Source organism: Allorhizocola rhizosphaerae, from assembly GCF_003426775.1.
In the GTDB taxonomy this organism is placed as follows: Bacteria; Actinomycetota; Actinomycetes; order Mycobacteriales; family Micromonosporaceae; genus Allorhizocola; species Allorhizocola rhizosphaerae.
The window spans coordinates 1-3209 of sequence record NZ_QJUG01000412.1; the positions used below are offsets into that span (position 1 = coordinate 1).

The following is a 3209-nucleotide window of genomic DNA, read 5'->3' on the forward strand; positions in this document are numbered from 1 at the left end:
CTGGCGGCACCGGCGGACCGGGCGGACCCGGTGGCGGTGGTGGCGGCCCATGCCGGGCGGGACGGCCAGGCTCGACCGGCGCAACCGGCCCGGTCGGCCCGGCCGGCACCGCGGGCACGGTGACCCAGACGGTGCTTACCGTGCCCGACTGGTTTACCCAGGTGACTTCGGCGCTCACCGCGCCGGTGGCCGAGCAGTGGGGCGATTATCGGACCCGGGTGGGTGAGTTCCGGTTCCGGACGTATGTGCCGACCGACCCGCCCACGAGCCCGCCGGTGCGCCAGCTCGCCCGGCACGAGTTCGACTCGGCACTGGCGCTGTTCGCGATCGCGGCTCCCGCCAAGGTCACCGTGAGCCGGGCGCGCACACTGCTCGGATACCTGAACAACGCGCTCACGCCGATCGGGCTGAGCTACCAGCACGACCTGCGACCGGACTTCCGCTTCTACGAAGACTTCATCACGTCGTATCAGGGTCGGCGGGACGCGTTGTTTCAAGACACGCTGCGGCTGCTGCTCGACGTGAACAACACCGCCGACAAGAGCCAACTGGCGGCGGCTTTGCGGGCGCACGCGATCGGCATGGCGGTGGCCGCGCAGAAGGACTACGAACTGGCCGAAAGCGAACGCGCGCAGGCAAATCTGGTACTGCAGCAGGCCCGCAACAAGCTCGGTCAGGCCAGGGCCGATCTGCAGAAAATCATCAATGACCACCTGCGGGACGATGACGAGATCAATTTCGGCGACTTCGTGAAGGGTGTCGTGCAGGTGGTCGGCGCGGTCGTCGCCATCGCCACGGCCGTCCACAGTGGAGGATCGAGCGTCGCGGCCTATCTCGCGGTCATCGGCCTGGCCGCGTCGAGCGCGACCGTGGCGGGCGAGGCGGCCACGGGAATCTTCGTGGACGTGAGCGACCCGGCCAAGCCCAAGCCCACGGCCGTGGCCGAGGGACAGACCGGCGACCTGAAGAAGCTGTTCGACAATACGGTGAAGCTCGTCGACAAGGGCCGGGCGCTGGCACAGTTGTTCGCGGCGGAGGGCGACGACGAGTTCCGGGCGAAGGAGCGGGAGCTGTTGATCAAGACGTTCGACGCGACGTTCGACGTCAACAGGCGGACCATCGATCTGGAGCAGTCGGGGCTCGCGGCACAGAGTGCGAAACTCAAGTGGGAGACCTATCAGGCCGATGCGCAGCTGCTGCAGGCGCTGCAGGCTGGGTTCGAGCAGAATCTGACGCTGCTGATCAGGGTTGCGCGAGCAGTGCTTCGGCAGTTCCAAACCTATGTGGACCATTTTATTCGGTACGGCTTCCGGCGCGACCGAGCGTTCGACCTGTACACGTTGAGCGTGTCGGAGCGGGCGCCACGGTTCCCGTTCGATTATGGGTACGTTCATCCGGACCAGGAGGAGGACGCCTACGTCGCGTTGGCGCGCAATGACGCGAGCCGGGTCTTGGGCCTGCTGGACGCATATGTCAACTCGCTGGCCCAGTTTGAACCGGCGCAGTTGCGCGAGGAATACGACGACTACTGGAGTCAGCTCAGCTTCGACGGCAACGTGGCGGTGTCCATCACCGATCCCGATGTGTTGCAAGCGTTGCAGGGGTCGCGGGTCACCTCGTTCACCGTCGAGTTAGGACAGTTCGCGCCGCAGCACACTGAGTTGAAGATCGGCCGGGCGGAGGTCGCGTTGATCGGTGCGACCACGAAACCGACGCATCAGTGGGTGCAGGTGGAGTTGGAGCACTGCGGGACCGCGACCAACCTGAGGCGTGATGGCACCGTGGTGACAACCGATGCGCCGCTGCGCGGTGAGGCGTCGCCGGCGCAATTGGTGGGGATCAACCCCGACGGGTTGGATGAGACCGACAAGCAGGTGTTCTGGGGACGCAGCCCGGCGGCGCGGTGGCGGATCAGCATCACGCCGCAGGCGGCGGCGGAGGCCGAACTCGACCTGACGGGCCTCACCGAAATCCAGCTCGCCGTGAAGTACGCCTACTTCAATCCGACGGCGCTCAAGCCGTTGCGGGAGCCTAGTTCGTGACCCGGGAGCGGGTGCGCGGCTGTTGCTTGGTCAGCTGGATGACCGCGATGGCCGCCACCACGCAACCCAATAGCGCCAGGGCAAACTCGACCGGGCGCTCGACCGCTGTGCGCGGAAGATAGCGGACCGGGACGGCGACCGCGCCCACGAATGCGCCGACCAGCCCGAGATAGGAGCCGGTCACGAACCGGCGGTGAGTCTGAACGCGGTGCGTGAACGCGGCCCACAGCGCGATCGTGAGCGTGACAAAGGTAAACACGGACAGCCCGTGGATCCAACTGAACTGGCCGGGGCGTATCTCCCGGATGGTGAAGGAGCTCAGGATCGTCGCATACATCGCCACCACCCAGACGCGCCCGATCAGGCGGTGCTGCCGGTCGCCCTTGGTCGGGCGCAAGAGGTTGTAGGCGCCGAGCATGAGCGCGACGCTCGCCACGGCGGCGTGGGCCGGGATGACCCAAGCCATAACACCGTTATTATTCATAACACTGTTATAGTACCGGGCGTGAGGCGCGTCAAGTCAGATAATGGATCCGAGCTCATGACCCGTCTGGTCGACGAGGGCGCCCGGCTGCTCGTGGAGGAGGGCCCGGCCGGCCTCTCGCTGCGCAAGGTCGCGGCGGCAGCCGGTGTCTCGACGATGCCCGTCTATACGCTGTTCGGGGACAAGCGTGGGCTGCTCCTCGCCATGCACCGGGAGGCCTTCAAGCGGCTGGGCGAGGCGCTGCGGGCCGTCCCGATGGGCGACGATCCGCTGGCGTACCTTGGCTTGCTCGGGCAGGCCTATCGGGAGGCGGCATTGCGCAGCCCCAACCTGTACGGCCTGATGTTCGGCCACGAGGTCGCGGGCGTCGAGCCGGACGAGCAGGGCCGCACGGCCGCGGAAGCCGCCTACCGCCCATTGGTCGACGCTGTAGCGTGGTGCCAGCGGGAAAAGGTCTTCGTTTCGGGCGACCCCGACCGGATCGCCCTGCACCTATGGGCCGTGTCGCACGGCATGCTAAGCCTGGAACTCAACGGCAAACTGCCCGCTCCGCTCGGCTCCGCAGAGGAGCAATACGTGCAGGCACTCCACTACGCCGCCGCCCCCTTCCTCGCCCACCCGTGAGCACACCTGCCGCATACCCCTCAAGACCCGCCCGCCCGCCGCCACACTCGCGCCGCCAC

3 protein-coding genes are annotated in these 3209 nt (G+C 67.0%); 2 read left to right on the plus strand and 1 reads right to left on the minus strand.

Annotation, left to right across the window (positions count from 1 at the left end; all coding sequences use genetic code 11):
• The coding region (locus tag DM816_RS41095; RefSeq protein WP_211589080.1) for a hypothetical protein at positions 1-2042 on the plus strand (2042 nt) is incomplete at its 5' end.
• On the opposite strand, the gene DM816_RS41100 is transcribed toward DM816_RS41095, so the two are convergent.
• Complete coding sequence (locus tag DM816_RS41100) at positions 2032-2508, minus strand: DUF2306 domain-containing protein (protein WP_162908393.1); 477 nt, start codon at positions 2506-2508, stop codon at positions 2032-2034. The two genes, DM816_RS41095 and DM816_RS41100, sit on opposite strands and share 11 nt — an antisense overlap.
• 39 nt (positions 2509-2547) lie before the next feature.
• Here DM816_RS41100 and DM816_RS41105 point away from each other — a divergent pair, with 39 nt between their 5' ends.
• Positions 2548-3150 carry a TetR/AcrR family transcriptional regulator gene (locus tag DM816_RS41105; RefSeq protein WP_162908394.1) on the plus strand — a complete coding sequence of 201 codons (603 nt, stop codon included), beginning with the start codon at positions 2548-2550 and terminating at the stop codon, positions 3148-3150.
• Positions 3151-3209 lie beyond the last annotated feature (59 nt).

Coding starts and splice junctions, on each gene's coding strand:
- DM816_RS41100 (WP_162908393.1), bottom strand. CDS start 2,508: ATGGCTTGGGTCATCCCGGCCCACGCCGCCGTGGCGAGCGTCGCGCTC.